The following is a 19,748-nucleotide window of genomic DNA, read 5'->3' on the forward strand; positions in this document are numbered from 1 at the left end:
CCAGTTAATCACCATCATTATCGGTAGACGTAATCGTAATTGATAATACACTACGCACATCTACACTAAACAATATTCCTAATTCATTTAATTTTTCATACAACGTTGTTACTTGATCATGATTTGAGGTTATAGCATCAAACAACGGAATTTGAATCGTGTTAATTGCTGTTTTAACTTCATTAATTTTGGTTTGAACAGCTGTATTTAAAATTTCATTATCAGCTACATGCGATACATAATTAGCAATACTCAATCCTTGTGTATTAAAATATACTTCTTCTACACTTTCAATGTTTTTCATTAAAATAGCTAGTGAAGTATTACTAAAATATGCTTGTGTGAGTTCAGGATTTGTATTTTGAGAATTTTCCAAACCAGCAGGCTTTCCAATTTTGGTCACTTTTCCTGTATCAATTAAGTTATACAAACCATTGTATAATAAATTGAACGAACCTTGAATTCCTGTATTGGTATTATTTATAAAAGTAGTACTATAATTATCACCCGATACACTCCAAATATTAACTAAACGTGTTGCTTGCGTTTTGAGTTCTTTGCTTGTAAATTCTAAATATTTTCTTCTATTTTCAGAATTTATATATTCAATATTAGTAGTTGCTACATCTGTTGTTTTGAAAAGTAAATATTCTAACGCAGACAACGTTTTTGCTTGCGGACTCAAATTTTCCACATACGCTTCCGTAATTTCAACTGGATCAGAAATAAAATTTTCTACAGCCGTTGTTGTAATTGGCCAATTGTATAAAGCTTGATGCATAAACTGATCGCGTACTTGTCCTATATTAAAAGCATATATTTTTCCATACGCTTGTGCTGCTAATTTCCATTGATTTCTAACAGCTGTTAATTGACTTTCTGTAGGGTTTGCAACATAATTGTTAATTTCCAACTCTAAAATATTTACTTGATTTGAGAATCTAGCAACATTTGTTATGATATGATTATTCGTCACATCTCTCAATAAAGTTTCTACTTGAAAATCAAGCATTTCAGTTGTTGCTGAATTATCATCACTTGCACATGCCCAAATCATCAAGACAATAAATACAGTTCCAATTTTGTATATGTTTTTCATTATAATGAATTTAAAAAGTCTAGTACTTGTTGTCTCGCTGCTGCGGAAAGGTTTATAAATTGATCTTTACTGTTTGCTGCCTCTCCTCCATGCCATAAAATTGCTTCTTCAATATTTCTAGCTCTTCCGTCATGTAATAAAAATGTATGATTATTTACGGTAGAGATCAATCCCAATCCCCATAAAGGTTGTGTTCGCCATTCATTTCCATTGGCCTTAAAATCAGATCGATTATCTGCTAAATCATCTCCCATATCATGTAATAAAAAATCTGAATAGGGTTTGATGGTAATGTTTTCTAAAGCTGGTAAATATGAAAAACTCCCTGTAGTTTGATTAATTTGATGGCAGCCGATACAGTTCATTGTATTGAATAATTCTTTTCCTCGTAATACAGATTCTTCTTGTACATTTCTTCTATTAGGAACAGACAATGTTGTTTGATAAAACAATACTCTATCCAATTGAACATCGGTCACTTCTGGATCACCTCCATTTGGAGCATTTTGACAATCTAATTGTGGTAACGGACAATCGTTTTCTGAAAACATAGAAGTAGTCAATCCCATATCGCCATGAAATGCGCCTGCAATTTGCTGTTTCAATGTTGGTGTATTTGCTTTCCAACCATATCTTCCAACTTCTAACTGTTGTGTTTCTTCATTAAATACATAATTAGCTCTTCCAGAAATGCCATCACTATCCATATCAAATTCATCTTCAAACTGTAAAATTTCACTAGTTGGCAATGCACTAACAAACCCTAAACCTATGGTTTGCTGTCCAACTCTTGGTGAAGTTTGCACATTGGCTAGCGAACCGAATTGTTCATTTGTAATAGTATAAATAGGTTTTTGTAACTCATAGGAAGTTCCATCTGCATAAGCTCCAGTAATTGTTTGATATGTCACTTCTACTTTGGCTTCAAAAGGAATTGTAGGATTACTTCTGTCTTGAATTTGCGTTCCATAACCTGGTACTGCAATTGGAGCTTCTGTAGTTGATGTTGTTGGTAAACTAACACGCATTAAAAATCCACCTGAATTTTCACCTGTAACTAATGGACGACCTCTACCATCTTTAAAATGACAATTAGCACAAGCTCTTGCATTAAAGGTTGGACCTAATCCATCTCTGGCAGTTGTAGAGGCTGGAGCAGAAACCCAAGATTGATTAAATAAGGAGTTTCCTGAAGCAAATTTGGCTTGTTCTTGAAATGATAAATTTGGAATTTCAAAACCAAAAGCATTTCCACTTGTAGAAAACACACCTAAATTTCCAGTTAAAAACTCTTCCCCTACTTCATAGGTCGGAATGTCTACGTATACTTCATCGTCTTTGGAACAACTGCTGAAAAATAAGAATGTCCCTAATGAAAATAATATTATTTTTTGTCTCATATCTATAAACAACAACAAATCTTGAATATAAAATATCCAAGATTTGAAGTTTTGTTATTTACTATTTCACTCGATAATCGAGATTAAAAATGCACTTATCTTTCTCTATAAATCACATGCTAAACCTTCACAAAGACCTTGCAGAAGTGCGTTTAGAAATAGTTTTTATTGTAAATTGATTCCTATTACAGTTGCAGATGCGCTAATTTCATCAGCCCAATCTTGTAATGCTTTTACACTTTGCATCACAACTCCTAATGTTGCATCTGTTGAACTTTCTTGTGTTATCAAATAATCAAAAGGCTGTGCATTGTTTGCTACTGCATTTACTTTTAACATAGCTTCATCGGCTGCATCTTTCAATTTTTGCGCTTGTGTTTCATCAACTTGCTTTACTAAATCATAAAAAGAAGCTCCCGAAATTGATCCGTATTCTCCAAAAACAACATTGTAAACTCCTTTTGCATTTGCAAAAATATCTCTGTGTGTATTATCCGAAAAACAAGAATGCTCATCTTCTTGTCCAGAACCATCAACACCATCTGTTGAATCAACAGGCGCTATAATACGCTCAGAACTTAATTCATCTCCAGCAATAAAAAATGCACCATTTATTAATTGACGCAAAGCAACATCTTCATCTAAATTTGCAAAAACGCTAGCATATGTTCCGCCAGTATTCCATGTATTTACTAATGCTTGTAAATCATTTATTAGTAATTGTGTTGCAACATTTAAATATTGTCTTCTTCTATCTGCATTTGTAGCAGTTGTATAATCTGTAAATAGACGTTGTCCTGTCATATCATCTGCTGGCGCAGAATTATCTTGTCCCCATAATAAGAACTCAATAGCATGCCAGCCTGTACTGATTGATTTATCATTTTGAGATTCGTTTCCTCCAAAAGTATTTGGATCAGTCAAAGTTGCAACATCAATTGTAATACTTGTATCATTTATAATACTTCCTGCTCCGTAAGTTCCTGCGTATGGTTCAGTTCCTGCAGCAACATAATCAATATAACTTTCGTCAATTGGCCATGCGTTCATTTGTCCTTCATTTCCAATTCCCCAAGGAGTTGAAGCGCTTTGATCTGTATCAACAGGTCCATTACACTCTCTAAAAGCTTCTGTAGTTCCATACGATTCTCTTGCAGAAAGCCATGCATTTTTAGTAGCTGTAAAGTTTGCTTCGTTTGGTGTTGTTGTGAAAGTAGTTACTGCTGTTTGGAATGTTTGTGCGTCTGTCAACGCTTTTGCATAATTTTCATATACAATATTAGCATATACATCAATTACTTGTCTTTTGGTAATTGCAGTTGTTGAGGTTGTAATTGTATTATCATCGCTTGAACAGTTAAACAATGTAAAAGCCAACGTTAATAGCAAGGTTAGTTTGCCTAGTTTTCTCATTATTATTCTTATTTAGATTTAATCTTAATTAAAGCACAAATGTATTTGACTAGATCTTAATATCAAAGTTTATTTAGATTAAATTTAAATAAACTTTATAAACAACTGAAAAACAAAAATTTAGCTTATCCCTTTCTATTATTTAATTCGTATTAAGCAAATTACACAGCATAAAGGAAAAGTAAAATCTCTCCATTGCTTGAAGGATTTGCAGATACTTAATTGCGAATTGAAGTAAAGAATAAGTAATTCTATTTGAAATGTTTATATATAAAAAAAACCTGCCATAAAACAGGTTTTTGTATAGCAATAAATTAGTATTCATTGGGAAGTTATAGAAAACATAATTCTCTTTATTAGAAAATGTCTATTGCATGATTTTTATATTATTTATCAATCATTTCTTGTGCACTAATTAAACTTTCTAGTCGTTCTAGCACATTTTTAGCTTCAGCCAATTTTTTTTCATACCTAGCGGTAGATACTTCAAAATTTTCACCGCAAAAATCACAATCATCTGAAGATTCATATATATGATTTTTACACGACTGACATAACTTCAACGGTTCTGGATCTCTTGGAATTCTGGTTGTATAGTCATTTACAATAGTTGGTGTTGATGTTGGCGTTTGCACTTCAATGATATTTCCATTAAAATCTTCCACAACAACTTCATACAAACCATAATCAAACGAAGTTCCTTCGGCATCTTTTATTTTACGGATACGCTCTTTTTGTCCTTTTTTGTGTAATTCTAATGCTCTGTGATGACAAAACGGATTGTTTCCACGTTTTCCAAACAGTACATGACTCGTCCAACTGCAACCAGCTAAACAAGAAGTTTCGTAGTAACAACCTTTGCATCCGCCCCACATTTCGTTTTTATTTCGATACCTAGAAAAGAACATTTCTTCACTGTAGTTCCAGATATCTTCAATACTCATATTTTTAATATTTCCACCTGTATAGTCTGTTGTTGGTAAGGAAGGACAACCTTTTACAACGCCATCGGCTTCAATACCTAAAGCGGTATGTCCTGCACCGCAACCTGAGTAATAACCAACTGTTCCTTGTCTCCAAATATGCTCATACGGACCAAAATATCCAATATTATTTCCAGCTTGTACTAAAACATTATTTGCTAAGGCCTTTCTATAAATTTGAATTAAATTATCATAAAATTCAATCAATTCATAAGGTTGAATAATCAATTCATCAGAATGATCAACCGCATTTCCCATAGCTACTACCAACTGAACTTGCCAATTTTTGACACCATTTTCAATTAAAATATCTAACAATTCATTGAGTTGATCTTTATTTTTCTTTGTAATCGTTGTATTTACACTAGAAACTATATCATGCTTCTTTAACAACCCTAAACATCTAATTGCTTGTTCAAAAGAATCTTTTCGTCCACGAATTTCATTATGTACATCGGGCAGACCGTCTATAGAAACACCTATATTTTTAATTCCTGCTTCTTTGGCATCAGTAATTCGTTTTTCGGTAAGATTGTACGCGCCAGTTTGCATAGAGCATTCCATCCCTTGATTGTCGATTCTTCTAATAATATCTAACCAATCTTTTCGTAAAAATGCTTCGCCACCAATAATAGAAATTTCTCGAGTTCCAAGTTTCTTTAAACTATCAACTACTTCAAAACACTGGTCTGTTGTCAATTCACCAGGGCGAACTTTCCCAGCTCTTGATCCACAATGCGTACATTTTAAATTACAGGCTAATGTAATTTCCCAAACTACATATACAGGACGTGCCGTTTTAAAATCATCACGAACACGATATCTTTTTGAGCTTAATGCTTCCATAATTTTCTTTTTTTGGGATTAAAAAAAGTTTGAGAAGGAAAATTCTTCTCAAACTTTCAAAAACTTGTTTTTCTACTTGCCTTCAAGTGCATCAATAGCATTTCTCAATTCAACATAAGCTGCGCCTATATCTCCTTGTGCTTTCAATGTCACTTCTGCTTGTGCAGCTACAGCTTTCATTTTCTCTAAGCTGTTAGAGGCAATGGCTTCTCTAATACCTACTCCGTAAAGCATTTGTATTCCCATAATGTAAAAGTTTAAAAAGGTTAATATTATTTTTTAGATGTGTATGAATAAAAATACCATAAACACCTACAATCAAATAACACAAAAAGAAATAGTATTTTTCTACGTGAAATACGCCGATTTTAGAAACAAGTATTTGTACTTGAATCTATTAACTAAAAAATGATACCGTACAAAAATTTAACAAATCCACAAGTATATTGTTATTGTAATTATATAATTATCATAAAATCCCATGCTTTTTTAACATTACTTTTGAAAATGGTTGACAAATTTCATAATTTGCAATTTCATACAAAACCAAATCACGAGAATGACTAATGTAACGCGACTATTTGATTTTCCTTACTACCAATTAGCAAACTATCCCTTAGCGAAATCCTTAACTTCTTTTAGTGAAGGGCAATGGATTTCAACTTCAACACAAGAATATATAGATAAAGCAAATGCCATCAGTAGAGGTTTATTACGTTTAGGCATACAACCAAATGATAAAATTGCAGTAATATCTACAACAAATAGAACGGAATGGAACATTATGGACATCGGTATTTTACAAACTGGTGCACAAAATGTCCCAATTTATCCAACAATTGCAAAAGAAGATTACGAATATATTTTAAATCACTCAGAATCTACTTATTGTTTTGTTTCTGATAGTGAAATCATTGAAAAACTCAATGCCATCAAAGGGAATACCAAACTAAAAGGTATATATACTTTTGATCAAATTACTGGTGAAACAAATTGGTCAGAAGTTTTAAAACTAGGAGAAGACACAAGCAATGATGATGAATTACAAGCACGAAAAGATGCTGTTACTCCTGAAAATTTAGCAACCTTAATATATACATCTGGAACTACAGGAAAACCAAAAGGTGTAATGTTATCTCACAACAACTTAGTTTCAAACGTTTTAGATAGTGAAAAAAGAGTTCCGTTACACAATGGACAAGCAAAAGCATTGAGCTTCTTACCTGTATGTCACGTATTTGAACGTATGATTTTATATCTATACCAATATTGTGGAATTGAAATTGTGTTTGCTGAATCAATTGAAAAAATTAGTGATAACTTAAAAGAAGTCAAACCACATGTCATGACAGCTGTTCCGCGTTTGTATGAAAAAGTGTATGACAAAATATATGCAAAAGGAGCTGACTTAACAGGTATTAAAAAGAAATTATTCTTCTGGGCGATTGAGCTTGGATTAAAATACGAACCATACGGACAAAATGGTTGGTGGTATGAATTCCAATTAAAAATTGCACGTAAACTTATCTTTAGCAAATGGCAAGAAGGTTTAGGTGGTAACTTAGAATTAATGGTTTCTGGTAGTGCGCCATTACAAGCACGTTTAACACGTGTATTTGCCGCAGCAGGAATTCCTATAATGGAAGGATATGGATTGACAGAAACATCGCCTGTAGTATCTGTAAACGATCAACGAAATGGAGGTTTCAGAATTGGAACTGTAGGGCGTGTCATAGATAATGTAGAAGTAAAAATTGCTGAAGACGGAGAAATTCTTGTAAAAGGACCAAACGTAATGCAAGGTTATTATAAAGATCCTGAAAAAACAGCAAGCGTAATGTCTAATGGGTATTTCCATACAGGAGATATTGGAGAAGTTTGTAATGAAGGTTTCTTAAAAATTACAGACCGTAAAAAAGACATGTTCAAAACATCTGGTGGAAAATATGTAATTCCTGCATTATTAGAAAACAGATTCAAGCAATCACGCTTTATTGAGCAAATTATGGTAATTGGAGAAGGTGAAAAAATGCCAGCTGCATTAATTCAACCAAATTTTGAATTCATTAAAGATTGGATAGAAAAGAAAGGGAAAAATATTGGAAAAACAGAAAAAGAAATCTGTGCTTCTGAAGAAATTATTACCCGTATTCAAAAAGAAGTTGATGAAGCCAATAGTAATTTTGGTAAGTGGGAACAAATCAAACGTTTTGAACTTATTCCAAAAGTGTGGTCTATTGATGGTGGCGAATTAACGCCTACCATGAAAATGAAACGAAAAGTCATCAAAGAACTTTATAAAGATTGTTGCGAACGTATCTACGATCGTGCATAAAATTAAAACCGCTCAATTTTTTGAGCGGTTTTTTTTGTATATTTCTACATCAGAAAAATATAAAACCTTCTATAAAGAGCCATTTTTCTACAATACTCCTATTCATCTTGCTAATATTTTAGCAAATTCATAAAATTATTTTCCATTTTACTATGCATGCATAGTATTTTTTTCATATATTTGAAGCACAAACAACTATAATGAAAGAAAAAACAATAGATCATGTAATGAGAGCCACTTGGCAAGCCATCTCTAAAATGTATAATGAGGAGGCAGGAAAATATGGTAGTACCATGGCCACTGGTTTTACATTACTAAGTATTGATCAAGAAGAAGGAACACCATCCACAGCACTAGGCCCAAAAATGGGAATGGAAGCTACTAGCCTATCACGTACTTTAAAAGGTATGGAAGAAAAAGGGCTCATCTACAGAAAAAAGAATCCTAAAGATGGACGTAGCGTATTAATCTGTTTAACAGAATTCGGAAAAGAAATGCGAGATGTTTCTAAAACTACCGTATTACGCTTTAATGACGCCATTAGAGCTAATATAACTGAAGAAAAACTAAAAAATTTCTATGAAGTTTCAGAAGTTATTCTGGAATTAATTAGCAATAAAAAAATCTATAATTCCGAAATGGAAGTTAGCATAGAAACTAATAAATAACCAAAAAACATACTTGAAATCTACTTAAGAGTACATTTTGATTAACACATTAAAAATTGAAAAAAAGATGAAGCGACCAATTAACAAAATAGCAGTAATCGGTTCTGGGATAATGGGTTCTGGAATTGCCTGTCATTTTGCAAATATCGGAGTCGAGGTATTACTATTAGATATAGTACCTTTTGAACTTAACGAAAAAGAACAAGCAAAAGGCTTGACACGTGAAGATAAAGTTGTACGTAACAGATTGGTAAATGATAATCTAAAAGCGTCACTTAAGTCAAAACCATCTCCTATATATTCTCAGAAATTCGCAAACAGAATTTCTACAGGAAACTTAGAAGATGATATCCATAAAATTAAAGATGTCGATTGGATTATTGAGGTTGTTGTTGAACGATTAGACATCAAACAAAAAGTATTTGAACAAATTGAAAAACACAGAAAACCAGGAACACTAATCACATCGAACACTTCTGGTATTCCTATTCAATTTATGAACGAAGGTCGTAGCGAAGATTTCCAAAAACACTTCGCAGTAACGCACTTCTTCAATCCTCCAAGATATTTACGACTATTTGAAGTTGTTCCAGGACCAGATTGTAAGCAAGAAGTAACAGACTTCTTAATGATGTATGGAGAAAAGTTCCTTGGAAAAACATCTGTATTAGCAAAAGATACACCTGCATTTATCGGAAATAGAATTGGAATCTTCGGAATTCAAAGTCTGTTCCACCAAGTAAAAGAACTTGGATTAACTATTGAAGAAGTTGATAAATTAACTGGTCCAGTAATCGGTCGTCCAAAATCTGCTACCTTCAGAACGGTTGATGTTGTCGGATTAGATACGTTGGTACACGTAGCGAACGGAATCTACAAAAACTGTCCAGACGACGAAGCTCACGACTTGTTTAAACTACCAGATTTCATCGAAAAAATGATGGAAAACAAATGGTTAGGTAGCAAAACAAAACAAGGTTTCTATAAGAAAACAGTAAATGCAGAAGGAAAAAAAGAAATCCTTTCTTTAGACTTAGATACGTTAGAATATCGTTCAAAAAAAAGAGCCAAGTTTGCGACGCTCGAATTAACAAAAACTATTGACAAACCAATTGATCGTTTCAAAGTATTAGTTGGTGGAAAAGATAAAGCGGGCGAATTCTACCGTAAAAACTTCGCAGCTATGTTTGCGTACGTTCAAAACAGAATTCCTGAAATCTCTGATGAATTATACCGAATTGATGATGCAATGAAAGCTGGTTTTGGATGGGAAAATGGTCCTTTCGAAATTTGGGATGCTGTTGGTATTGAAAAAGGAGTTGAATTAATGAAAGCAGAAGGTTTAGCACCTGCTGCTTGGGTAACTGAAATGATTGCTGCTGGAGAAACGAAATTCTACACAGTAAAAGATGGAGCAACCTATTATTATGACATTCCAGCGAAAGCGCAAACTAAAAAACCTGGGCAAGATGCATTCATTATTCTAGATAATATTCGTAAATCGAATGAAGTTTGGAAAAACAGTGAAGCAGTTATTGAAGACTTAGGTGATGGAATCATCAACTTAGAATTCCAATCAAAAATGAATACGATTGGTGGTGGTGTTTTACAAGGAATCAATAAAGCAATTGATTTAGCTGAAAAAGACTTTCAAGGTTTAGTAATTGGAAATCAAGCAGCAAACTTCTCTGTTGGAGCTAATATTGGAATGATTTTCATGATGGCTGTTGAGCAAGAATATGACGAATTGAACATGGCAATCAAAATGTTCCAAAACACAATGATGCGCGCACGTTACTCTTCTATTCCTGTAGTTGTTGCGCCTCACGGAATGACACTTGGTGGTGGATGCGAGCTTTCTATGCATGCTGATAAAGTTGTCGCTGCTGCAGAAACGTACATTGGTTTAGTTGAATTTGGCGTTGGAGTAATTCCTGGCGGTGGAGGTTCTAAGGAAATGGCATTACGTGCTGCTGATACTTTCAAGAAAGGAGATATCGAACTAAACGTATTACAAGAAAACTTCCTTACTATCGGAATGGCGAAAGTAGCAACGTCTGCTTATGAAGCTTTTGATATGGGAATCTTACAAAAAGGAAAAGATATAGTTGTTGTCAACAAAGATCGTCAAATCGCAACAGCAAAAGCACACGCTAAATTGATGGCAGAATCTGGATACACACAACCAGTTCGAAGAAAAGATGTAAAAGTTCTTGGAAAACAAGCATTAGGTATGTTCTTAGTAGGAACGGACGCTATGGAAGCAAGTAACTACATCAGTGAACACGATCATAAAATTGCCAACAAACTTGCTTACGTAATGGCTGGTGGTGATTTATCTGAACCAACACTCGTAAGTGAAGATTACTTATTAGACCTAGAGCGTGAAGCGTTCTTAAGCTTATGTACAGAACGTAAAACCTTAGAGCGTATTCAGCATATGTTGAAGACTGGGAAACCATTACGTAATTAATAATGTTAAATTTTAAATGTTGAATTATAAATTGATTTAAAATTTAACATTCAGAATTCAAAATTCAAAAAAATGAAAACAGCATATATAGTAAAAGCATACAGAACAGCCGTTGGAAAAGCTCCAAAAGGTGTGTTCAGATTTAAAAGAACAGACGAATTGGCAGCCGAAACGATTCAATACATGATGAATGAATTGCCAGACTTTGACAAAAAACGCATTGATGATGTAATTGTTGGAAATGCAATGCCAGAAGGTTCGCAAGGATTAAACATGGCACGTTTAATCTCTTTAATGGGATTAGATATTGTTGATGTTCCTGGAGTTACGGTAAATCGTTTCTGTTCATCAGGATTAGAAACAATTGGAATGGCAGCTGCAAAAATTCAAGCAGGAATGGCAGATTGTATCATTGCTGGTGGAGCCGAAAGCATGAGTTCTGTTCCGATGACAGGATTCAAAACAGAATTGAACTACGATATCGTAAATGCAGGTCACGAAGACTATTATTGGGGAATGGGAAATACAGCAGAAGCTGTTGCCAACCAGTTCAAAGTATCTCGTGAAGATCAAGATGAATTTGCATACAATTCACACATGAAAGCCTTACGTGCGCAAGCAGAAGATCGTTTTCAAGGCCAAATCGTTCCAATCACTGTAGATCAAACATATATTGATGAGAATGGTAAAAAAGCAACAAAAAGTTACACAGTTACTAAAGATGAAGGACCACGTAAAGGAACAAGTACAGCGGTATTAAATAAATTACGTGCGGTTTTCGCTCAAGGCGGAAGTGTAACGGCTGGAAACTCATCTCAAATGAGTGATGGAGCTGCGTTTGTATTGATCATGAGTGAGGAAATGGTAAAAGAATTAAACATAGAACCAATTGCACGTTTAGTAAACTATGCTGCTGCAGGTGTGGAACCACGCATCATGGGAATTGGACCAGTTGCTGCAATTCCGAAAGTATTAAAGCAAGCAGGGTTACAACAAAGTGATATTGAGTTAATCGAATTGAACGAAGCTTTTGCTTCTCAGTCGCTAGCAGTAATGCGCGAATTAGATTTAAATCAAGACATCGTAAACGTAAATGGTGGTGCCATAGCTTTAGGACATCCATTAGGTTGTACAGGAGCAAAACTATCGGTTCAATTATTTGACGAGATGCGCAAGCGCGATATGAAAGGAAAATACGGTATGGTGACCATGTGCGTAGGAACTGGACAAGGAGCCGCTGGCGTTTTTGAATTCTTAAATTAGAATTGAGATATCAGTATTGAGTAGTGAGTTTCTTGCTATTCATAATTATAATAATCAAAAAAGCATACAGTAGTAGTACCTCAATACTCACTACTAAATACTAAAATCTACTATAAAAAATGGAAACAATAAACAAGGACATCTTACGCGGAGGACAATTCCTAGTAAAAGAAACGAAATGTGAAGACGTATTTACTCCTGAAGATTTTTCTGAGGAGCAAATCATGATGAAAGAATCGGTAAAAGAATTTATCGATCGTGAAGTATGGCCTAAGAAAGAACAATTTGAAAAGAAAGATTATGCACTTACTGAAGAAATCATGCGCAAAGCTGGTGAACTTGGATTCTTAGGAATTGCAGTTCCTGAAGCCTATGATGGAATGGGAATGGGATTTGTTTCTACCATGTTAACATGTGATTATATATCTGGAGCAACTGGATCTATTGCAACAGCTTTCGGTGCACATACAGGAATTGGTACAATGCCAATCACACTTTATGGAACGGAAGAGCAAAAGAAAAAATACGTTCCTGCATTAGCAACAGGGCAAAAATTTGGTGCATACTGTTTAACAGAACCAGGAGCTGGATCAGATGCAAACTCTGGAAAAACAAAAGCTGTTTTATCAGAAGACGGAAAACACTATTTAATTTCTGGACAAAAAATGTGGATTTCTAATGCAGGGTTTGCAGAAGTATTTATCGTTTTTGCACGTATAGAAGATGACAAAAATATTACTGGATTTATTGTTGAGTTCGATAAAAACAATCCAAATGGAATTACATTAGGAGAAGAAGAACATAAACTAGGAATTCACTCTTCTTCAACACGTCAGGTATTCTTTAATGATACAAAAGTTCCTGTTGAAAACATGCTTTCTGAAAGAGGAAATGGGTTTAAAATTGCCATGAATGCTTTAAACGTTGGACGTATCAAATTAGCAGCAGCTTGTTTAGATGCACAACGTCGTGTAATTACTGAAGCTACAAAATATGCTAACGAACGTATTCAGTTCAAAACACCAATTGCAAATTTTGGTGCTATCAAAGCTAAATTAGCCGAAATGGCAACAGCTTGTTACGTTGGGGAATCTGGATCGTACAGAGCTGCAAAAAATATTGAAGATCGAATTGCAATTCGTGAATCAGAAGGAAATACTCACCAAGAAGCAGAATTAAAAGGTGTTGAAGAATATGCTATTGAATGTTCTATCTTAAAAGTAAAAGTTTCTGAAAACGCACAATTTGTAACCGACGAAGGAATCCAAATCTTTGGAGGAATGGGATTCTCAGCAGACACACCAATGGAATCTGCTTGGAGAGATGCGCGTATTTCACGTATCTATGAAGGAACAAACGAAATCAACAGAATGTTAGCGGTTGGAATGTTGGTTAAAAAAGCGATGAAAGGACATGTAAATCTATTAGAGCCTGCAATGAAAGTTGCTGATGAATTAATGGGAATTCCTTCATTTGACATTCCAGATTATTCAGAATTATTCTCTGAAGAAAAAGAATTATTAGGAAAACTTAAAAAAGTATTTCTAATGGTTGCTGGATCAGCAGTTCAAAAATTTGGACCAAAATTAGAAGAGCATCAACAATTATTAATGGCTGCAGCAGATATCCTAATTGAAATCTACATGGTAGAATCATCGATTCTTCGTACAGAAAAGAACGCAAAACGTTTTGGTGAAGATTCTCAAGAAGTTCAAATTGCTATGACTAAATTAAACTTATTTAACGCAGTAGAAACGATCACTACCAAAGCAAAAGAAGGAATTGTTTCTTTCGCTGAAGGTGATGAACAACGCATGATGTTAATGGGATTAAAACGTTTTACAAAATATGCCAACATGCCTAACGTAGTTGCGTTACGTAATAAAATTGCAGAAAAAATGACAGCAGAAAACGAATACTGCTTCTAAAAATATTTGAAAGTAATTCTAATTCAATACAGGTTTTAGAATTTAGTTGTTTGTTAAAAAGCCATCTCACTGAGATGGCTTTTTTGATATAAATCCACGAATATTTTTTCTTATTAAAGAAAACTACATTGCATAATCATACCAAATGACCTACCTTTATTCAAGTTAATAGAAATTCTAAAAAATAAATGCTGTTATATACCTATTAAAATCATAAGGTTTGAAAAGGAATGGTTTCAATATTCTTCATAAATTTGGTAGCTTTGAAGAAGAAACTTTTAATGACAACTCAGAAAAAAAATATTTGTCTGTCAATAAAACTTTCAATACTAATTAGATTCGTAAAATATTCACACTGAATATTGCAGATATAACAACTCCCCTACAACATTTTATAAGCATACATTTACATTAAATGCGATTATTAATTTAAGAATACAGAATTAAATTGAAAAAAGAAAAAATAATAGACTTTGGAGTTTTAGCTTTACGTTGGTATTTAGTTTTCTATATGATAAGTTATGGCTGGAGTAAATTGACTTTAAGTCAATTTGGAGTTCATGATTCATCAATATTAGAACAACCAATTAAAGATATTGATAGTTTTTATGTTGCGTGGCATTTATATGGAAGAAGTACATTCTTCAATATTTCAACTGGGATTATAGAAATTATAGGAGGAATATTATTGATTTTCAATCGAACAGTGCTAATTGGCGCATTAATTGTCTTATCAATATTAGCTCAAATTTTAATTATAGACATTGCTTTTACAACCAATATACACGGATTAGGGCTTCCTATAAGAATTAGCGGAATGATTATAGCTAATCTGTTAATTCTGTATTACTATAGAAATAAAATTATATTAGCTTGGAGAAGTCTCACCAATGAAATTTCAACAAAATTCAACTACAAATGGTGGATATTTTTGATTTTACCAATAGTAGGTTTCTTAATGGATTTTGTATTTGCAATATTGATGTTACCTATAAAAATATTTTTAAGTTGGATTGGAAAATAAAAATACTGCTCAACAAAGTCTCTCATCTATAGAATACGCTATACTATTAAAAAAACGTACTTTTGCTCAAATTCATGACAAAGCAGAAAATTTGATCGCATTACCAGAAATATCAACAAGTAAAATTGCTATAAAACTAAAACCTTCCGCAGAAACCTTAGTCAAAAAAGGACATCCTTGGATTTTTGAAAACAGTATTATAAAGCAAAACAAAGAAGGAAATTCTGGTGATTTAGCCATCATTTTTGACACTCGAAAAAATAAATTTCTTGCTTGCGGATTCTACGATCCTAACTCTCCTATTCGCATTAAAATATTACAAGCTAATAAACCTGCAAACATAAATGCAAAATGGTTTTCGGAAAAAGTGAATGAGGCTTACGAAAAAAGAATTCCTTTACTAAAAACAGATACGAATAGTTACCGATTAGTTTATGGAGAAAATGACAATTTACCTTCATTAGTCGCAGACGTGTATGATAATGTGTTGGTTGTAAAACTATATGCTTCGTTTTGGTTTTATCATCTAAAAGATATCTTACCTGAATTGATCAAGGTAAGTAAAGTAAGTACAACTGTGTTGCGCTTAAGCAGAAATGTACAAAAAGAAAAAAACACATTTGGTTTTACAGACGGACAAATTTTAGATGGCAAACTCAACAATGAAGTAATCGTATTTAAAGAGCATGGAGTCAACTTTTCCGCAAATGTCATTCACGGACACAAAACTGGTTATTTCTTAGATCATAGAAACAATAGGAAAAAAGTTGGTGAACTTTCTCGAGGAAAAACAGTCTTAGATGTATTTTCATATGCTGGCGGATTCTCTGTACATGCGCTAGTTGGAGATGCCAAAGCAGTTACTAGTTTAGATATTAGTGCACCTGCGCTAGAAATTGCAAAAAGTAATGCAAAACTCAATGAATATTCAGGAACTCACAACATTATTGTAGGTGATGCGTTTGAAGAATTGAACAATCTGGCGAAAGCCAATAAGAAATTTGACATCGTCGTTATTGATCCTCCATCATTTGCAAAAAGTGCTACAGAAGTAGACAAAGCACTAGCGAGTTATAAAAAACTCACACAACTTGGATTGCAATTAGTAGAACGAAAAGGAACTTTAGTATTGGCTTCGTGTAGCTCTAGAGTAACTTCAGAAGTATTTTTTGACTTAGTTGAAGAAACACTTCATCGAAACAATGCAAACTATACAATGCTTGAAAAAACATTGCACGACATCGATCATCCAATTGGTTTTAAAGAAGGCGCCTATTTAAAGTGCATGTACGTAAAAATTCATTAGTTTTCCATTATAAAGTGTTATTATACACTAAAGAAAAAGAAATCAACATTACTATCGTGCGGAAATGATGAACCTATAGATGATACTGCTCCTAACACGATTCCATTTTCTTGAAAAGTAATCAATATTGGTACTGGAGCTGCCATATTTGCCACAACAATAAGGGATTAATTTTGAAATAGTAGAAGCTACTTCCGTGTATGGTGGTCAAATGAAAATAGATACTGATTTTGTAGATTTTCCAATTCCACTAGGTGCTGAATGGTTAGAAACGAATACAGGTATTTTTCAAGAAATTGTAAATTCTTCTTGATTTTCTTTCTTCGAAGAATACATTGTGCCGTCAATTACAAGTAAAATTGTGTACAATACCGTTGTACAATCTATTGATTATTCACAATCATAACTCAAAACGGTCAATATGTAGCTGTCGCTAAAACAACCACATAAAAGATATTTTCTTGAGATACTTTCTGTAATTTTATCTCATTTTTAGAAAAACATCCTATATACGGCATAAAAGTTCCGTATATTTCATTGCAAACCAAACCACCCTAAAATACAAAAGCAATGATTACAAAAATTACGGTTCTAGCCATTTACGTTGGTATTCTATTCTTAATCGGAATCTTAGCCTCACGTAGAGTCAAAAGTATGAGTGATTACTATGTTGGAGGAAAAAAGATGGGCTTTTGGGCTGTTGCTTTTTCTGCAAGAGCCACAGGTGAATCTGGATGGCTTTTAATTGGATTAACAGGAATGGGAGCCATTGCTGGATATTCAGGATACTGGGTTGTTGCTGGTGAATTATTAGGTGTATTTATATCCTGGCAATTCATGGCAAAACGTTTTAAAAAGCGGTCTGACGAATATAAAGCCATTACAATACCTGATTATCTCCAAAGTCATTTTAAATCGTCGACAAACACCTTACGGATCATTTCTGCGTCTGTATTAGTCGTTTTTGTCGTTATTTATGTGGCTTCGCAAATGGATGTTACAGGAATTGCTTTTGAATCTATGCTTGGTATTGATTACCGAATTGGCGTGCTTGTTGGTTTTTCCATTGTGCTTATCTATATTTTTATTGGAGGATTTGTCGCGGCAGTTTGGTCAGATATGTTTCAAGGAATTTTGATGTTTTTCGGATTAATTTTACTTCCAATTGTTGTTTGGTTTTCTATGGATCACGGAACTGGAATTACAGAAGGTTTAAACGCTATTGATCCTACGCTTACGCAAATAATGGGAAGAAGTTCTGACGGATGGATGAACTTATTTACCATTCTTGGCTTCTCCATGATTGGTTTAGGTTTCTTGGGATCGCCACAAGTATATGTGCGTTTTATGTCTATTGAAAGTGAACATGAAATTGACAAAGGAAAATGGGTTGCTTTACTATTTACACTCTTAACGGATGCTGCTGCGGTAACGATTGGTATTTTAGCACGAATTTACTTTACACAATCAGGACAAGATCCTGAAGCTGTATTAGGAACTGGTGGTGAAGATGTATTAAGTATGATTACGAATGAATTTTTACCAACTATTTTAGTAGCAATTTTTATAGCAATTGTATTATCTGCAATAATGTCAACCATTGATTCATTACTGATTTTAGCATCAAGTGCAATTACACGTGACTTCTATCAGAAAATATTCAGACCCGATTTAAAAGATGAAGACTTAACAAAATTCTCTCGATTGGTTACTATTGGAATGGCGATGGCAGCACTTGGAATTGCTGTTCTATTATATTTCCTATATCCTGACAGAAAGATTTTTTGGATCATGATTTTTGGTTGGTCAGGTATTGCCGCAACCTTCTGTCCTGTAATTATTCTATCTATATTTTGGAAAGGATATACTGAAAAAGGAGCTATTGCTTCTATGATCACAGGTTTTGCATCTGTTATCTTTTTTAAATTTGTCATGTCAAATTTAGAAAGTGTTGGAGCTTATTTTGTAGAATTAGATGTCTTAGCGCCTTCCTTTGCTTTGGCAATGATTGTAGGATATATTGTTTCAAAAATATTTCCAACTAAAAAGCACAAAGAAGAACTTTCAGAAACTGTTAAATGATTTTAATCTATAACAATCATGGAATCTTAATTCCTGTATTTGTAGTAGTTCCGTTTATTGGAACAATAATGCTTGTTCATTTCTTAAAAAATTATTTTGAAATAGTTTCTGTTTCAGATGCCATTTTTCAAATCACTATGGAAATTGGGCTACTTATTTCTTTTATCTGGACATACCTAACAAGTTATGACTATGTAATAAATGATGGTGTAAAAGAAAGAATTGAAATATATCATCATTTTTTTATATACCAAATAGACTTTGGAGTTATGTAATGTTGAGTGCTTGAATTTTGTTTATAATTGGAAGAATAATAGAGTTCTTTTTTCCAAGCTAAAATATTCATGAGTTCGCAACAAAAATTGTATCTTCATCAACATGAAAAAGTTACTCATTGCTACACTCCTACTTTGTACAACATTTACCATGTTGGGGCAAACAAAAATTTACAAAGGTGATTCTACATTTTTCAATGATCTTGTGTGTAATGTTGAAGATGGAAAAGTATACAAAGGTGATTCAAACTTCAGACTTGATGCGTTATTTACGATTAAAGACTCCAAAATTTACAAAGGTAATTTTACATTTACAAAAGATATCGTAGTTACGATTAAAGATGGAAAAGTGTACAACAAAAATTCTTTCTTTCAAGGTGATATTCTATTCAATATACAAGACAATAAAATTTATCGTGGGAATTCAATATCATCATTCGATATTATAGCTACTATAAAAGATGGAAGAGTTTACAGAGAACGTTCAACCTTCCGAAGTGATGTTTTATTTACTATTGATGGTGAACTTACATTCGAAGAATTTGTAGCCGTTTGGTGCGCTTTAAAGTATTCAAATTAAGATTTATTATTTCTGTTTTTTAAATTAATTGCCTGAACAAAGATACATATCGACCTTTCGTGTTGCCTGAAGT

16 protein-coding genes are annotated in these 19,748 nt (G+C 33.4%); 10 read left to right on the top strand and 6 right to left on the bottom strand.

Features of this window, described 5'->3' with window-relative positions:
• Nucleotides 1–4: 4 nt before the first annotated feature.
• From Q0828_RS16775 to Q0828_RS16795, 5 genes are all read right to left on the bottom strand, one after another.
• A complete protein-coding gene (locus tag Q0828_RS16775) occupies nt 5–1,099 on the bottom strand; it encodes an imelysin family protein (protein WP_298423672.1) in 1,095 nt (364 codons plus the stop codon).
• Complete coding sequence (locus tag Q0828_RS16780; RefSeq protein WP_298423675.1) at nt 1,099–2,499, bottom strand: di-heme oxidoredictase family protein; 1,401 nt, start codon at nt 2,497–2,499, stop codon at nt 1,099–1,101. Before Q0828_RS16780 ends, Q0828_RS16775 begins: the two co-directional genes overlap by 1 nt.
• 165 nt (nt 2,500–2,664) lie before the next feature.
• Entirely contained in the window at nt 2,665–3,912 is a 1,248-nt protein-coding gene (locus Q0828_RS16785; RefSeq protein WP_298423678.1) for an imelysin family protein, read from the bottom strand.
• Between the two features lie 386 nt (nt 3,913–4,298).
• Nucleotides 4,299–5,741 (bottom strand): radical SAM protein, encoded by a 1,443-nt coding sequence (locus Q0828_RS16790; RefSeq protein ID WP_298423681.1) that lies wholly within the window; start codon nt 5,739–5,741, stop codon nt 4,299–4,301.
• Nucleotides 5,742–5,813: 72 nt separating this feature from the next.
• Nucleotides 5,814–5,987, bottom strand: coding sequence for a DUF1843 domain-containing protein (locus Q0828_RS16795; protein ID WP_298423684.1), 174 nt, complete (start codon nt 5,985–5,987; stop codon nt 5,814–5,816).
• Between the two features lie 313 nt (nt 5,988–6,300).
• Between Q0828_RS16795 and Q0828_RS16800 the strand changes: the two genes are divergently transcribed.
• From Q0828_RS16800 to Q0828_RS16830, 7 genes are all read left to right on the top strand, one after another.
• Nucleotides 6,301–8,076, top strand: a complete 1,776-nt coding sequence (locus Q0828_RS16800) for a long-chain fatty acid--CoA ligase (RefSeq protein WP_298423687.1) — start codon at nt 6,301–6,303, stop codon at nt 8,074–8,076.
• A gap of 200 nt (nt 8,077–8,276) precedes the next feature.
• Entirely contained in the window at nt 8,277–8,744 is a 468-nt protein-coding gene (locus tag Q0828_RS16805; RefSeq protein ID WP_298423692.1) for a MarR family transcriptional regulator, read from the top strand.
• 67 nt (nt 8,745–8,811) lie between these two features.
• On the top strand, nt 8,812–11,217 hold the full coding sequence (locus Q0828_RS16810) for a 3-hydroxyacyl-CoA dehydrogenase/enoyl-CoA hydratase family protein (RefSeq protein ID WP_298423695.1): 2,406 nt from the start codon (nt 8,812–8,814) through the stop codon (nt 11,215–11,217).
• A gap of 72 nt (nt 11,218–11,289) precedes the next feature.
• Nucleotides 11,290–12,480 (top strand): acetyl-CoA C-acyltransferase, encoded by a 1,191-nt coding sequence (locus tag Q0828_RS16815; RefSeq protein WP_298423697.1) that lies wholly within the window; start codon nt 11,290–11,292, stop codon nt 12,478–12,480.
• Nucleotides 12,481–12,599: 119 nt separating this feature from the next.
• Nucleotides 12,600–14,408 carry an acyl-CoA dehydrogenase family protein gene (locus Q0828_RS16820; RefSeq protein WP_298423700.1) on the top strand — a complete coding sequence of 603 codons (1,809 nt, stop codon included), beginning with the start codon at nt 12,600–12,602 and terminating at the stop codon, nt 14,406–14,408.
• 448 nt (nt 14,409–14,856) lie between these two features.
• Nucleotides 14,857–15,432 carry a DoxX family membrane protein gene (locus Q0828_RS16825; RefSeq protein WP_298423705.1) on the top strand — a complete coding sequence of 192 codons (576 nt, stop codon included), beginning with the start codon at nt 14,857–14,859 and terminating at the stop codon, nt 15,430–15,432.
• A 91-nt stretch (nt 15,433–15,523) separates the two neighbouring features.
• A complete protein-coding gene (locus Q0828_RS16830) occupies nt 15,524–16,738 on the top strand; it encodes a class I SAM-dependent rRNA methyltransferase (protein WP_298423753.1) in 1,215 nt (404 codons plus the stop codon).
• Between the two features lie 20 nt (nt 16,739–16,758).
• On the opposite strand, the gene Q0828_RS16835 is transcribed toward Q0828_RS16830, so the two are convergent.
• On the bottom strand, nt 16,759–16,893 hold the full coding sequence (locus Q0828_RS16835; RefSeq protein WP_298423708.1) for a hypothetical protein: 135 nt from the start codon (nt 16,891–16,893) through the stop codon (nt 16,759–16,761).
• 415 nt (nt 16,894–17,308) lie between these two features.
• Between Q0828_RS16835 and Q0828_RS16840 the strand changes: the two genes are divergently transcribed.
• The 3 genes from Q0828_RS16840 (at nt 17,309) to Q0828_RS16850 (ending at nt 19,675) form a co-directional block, all read left to right on the top strand.
• The gene (locus Q0828_RS16840) at nt 17,309–18,820 is read left to right on the top strand and encodes a sodium/proline symporter (protein WP_298423711.1); all 1,512 of its coding nucleotides are present in this window, start codon (nt 17,309–17,311) and stop codon (nt 18,818–18,820) included.
• Nucleotides 18,817–19,095, top strand: coding sequence for a hypothetical protein (locus Q0828_RS16845; protein ID WP_298423714.1), 279 nt, complete (start codon nt 18,817–18,819; stop codon nt 19,093–19,095). Before Q0828_RS16840 ends, Q0828_RS16845 begins: the two co-directional genes overlap by 4 nt.
• A gap of 103 nt (nt 19,096–19,198) precedes the next feature.
• Nucleotides 19,199–19,675 (top strand): hypothetical protein, encoded by a 477-nt coding sequence (locus tag Q0828_RS16850; protein ID WP_298423717.1) that lies wholly within the window; start codon nt 19,199–19,201, stop codon nt 19,673–19,675.
• The last annotated feature ends 73 nt before the right edge of the window (nt 19,676–19,748 follow it).

The sequence above is a fragment of the uncultured Kordia sp. genome (genome assembly GCF_947496985.1).
Classification (GTDB): domain Bacteria; phylum Bacteroidota; class Bacteroidia; order Flavobacteriales; family Flavobacteriaceae; genus Kordia.

Bases quoted from the DNA above. Each gene is read 5' to 3' on its own strand.
- Q0828_RS16800 (WP_298423687.1), top strand. From the start codon at position 6,301: ATGACTAATGTAACGCGACTATTTGATTTTCCTTACTACCAATTAGCA.
- Q0828_RS16785 (WP_298423678.1), bottom strand. From the start codon at position 3,912: ATGAGAAAACTAGGCAAACTAACCTTGCTATTAACGTTGGCTTTTACA.
- Q0828_RS16795 (WP_298423684.1), bottom strand. From the start codon at position 5,987: ATGGGAATACAAATGCTTTACGGAGTAGGTATTAGAGAAGCCATTGCC.
- Q0828_RS16790 (WP_298423681.1), bottom strand. From the start codon at position 5,741: ATGGAAGCATTAAGCTCAAAAAGATATCGTGTTCGTGATGATTTTAAA.
- Q0828_RS16820 (WP_298423700.1), top strand. From the start codon at position 12,600: ATGGAAACAATAAACAAGGACATCTTACGCGGAGGACAATTCCTAGTA.
- Q0828_RS16775 (WP_298423672.1), bottom strand. From the start codon at position 1,099: ATGAAAAACATATACAAAATTGGAACTGTATTTATTGTCTTGATGATT.
- Q0828_RS16780 (WP_298423675.1), bottom strand. From the start codon at position 2,499: ATGAGACAAAAAATAATATTATTTTCATTAGGGACATTCTTATTTTTC.
- Q0828_RS16805 (WP_298423692.1), top strand. From the start codon at position 8,277: ATGAAAGAAAAAACAATAGATCATGTAATGAGAGCCACTTGGCAAGCC.
- Q0828_RS16840 (WP_298423711.1), top strand. From the start codon at position 17,309: ATGATTACAAAAATTACGGTTCTAGCCATTTACGTTGGTATTCTATTC.
- Q0828_RS16850 (WP_298423717.1), top strand. From the start codon at position 19,199: ATGAAAAAGTTACTCATTGCTACACTCCTACTTTGTACAACATTTACC.
- Q0828_RS16810 (WP_298423695.1), top strand. From the start codon at position 8,812: ATGAAGCGACCAATTAACAAAATAGCAGTAATCGGTTCTGGGATAATG.
- Q0828_RS16845 (WP_298423714.1), top strand. From the start codon at position 18,817: ATGATTTTAATCTATAACAATCATGGAATCTTAATTCCTGTATTTGTA.
- Q0828_RS16815 (WP_298423697.1), top strand. From the start codon at position 11,290: ATGAAAACAGCATATATAGTAAAAGCATACAGAACAGCCGTTGGAAAA.